Source organism: Streptococcus sp. HMSC034B05, assembly GCF_001809055.1.
Lineage (GTDB): Bacteria > Bacillota > Bacilli > Lactobacillales > Streptococcaceae > Streptococcus > Streptococcus constellatus.
In genome coordinates, this window is sequence record NZ_KV795582.1 from 1 (window position 1) to 799 (window position 799).

At 36.8% G+C, this 799-nt stretch carries 1 pseudogene; it reads left to right on the plus strand.

What is annotated here, in order from left to right:
- Window positions 1-799 (plus strand): annotated as a pseudogene (locus tag HMPREF2542_RS00640) (cell wall protein); the annotation flags it as partial.

Below are 799 nucleotides of genomic sequence, written 5' to 3' on the forward strand. Positions count from 1 at the left end.
CTCCCCAACGATTACAGGTTATACAGCTGATAAGCCAATTGTTGCAGCAGTAGAGGGGATTACAGGTGACAGCGATGATATCGAAAAGACAGTTGTTTATACAGCTAATCAAGAAAAAGCCCAAGTTCGCTATATAGATGATACGACGGGTGAAACTCTTGAAACAAAAGAATTAACTGGTGATTATAATACAACGGATGCTTACAGAACAGCTGAAACAATTAAAAAATATACAGATAAAAATTATGAATTAGTTTCAGATAATTATCCAAGTAATGGTGTAACTTACGATACTACTTATCAAAAATTTGAAGTTCATCTACGTCATAAGACAGCTCCAGTTGAAGAAACAAAGACAGTCACAGAGACCATCAAGTATGTTTATGAAAATGGTGACCAAGCAGCTACTCCTAAAGTCCAAAAATTAGACTTTAAACGTACGAATACAAAAGATTTAGTTACTGGGAAAATCTCTCAAGAGGGGGTATGGACTCCCTCAACAGGTACTTTCTCAGAAGTGATTTCTCCAACGGTTGATGGTTATACACCAGATAAATCAAAAGTTGATGCAGTAACTATTACCGCTGCTCACTCTGATATCCATGTTACAGTTACTTATAAAGCTGATAAGCAAAAAGTGACTTACACCATCATTGATGATACTGCTCATAAAACGCTGAAAGATAAGGAAGTGCTGACTAGCGGAGATTCAGATACTCCTCTTTCAGATAGTGCACGAGCAAAATATGATTCAATCGTGAATGCTTATCTGGCCCAAGGCTATGAATTGGTTTCAAAA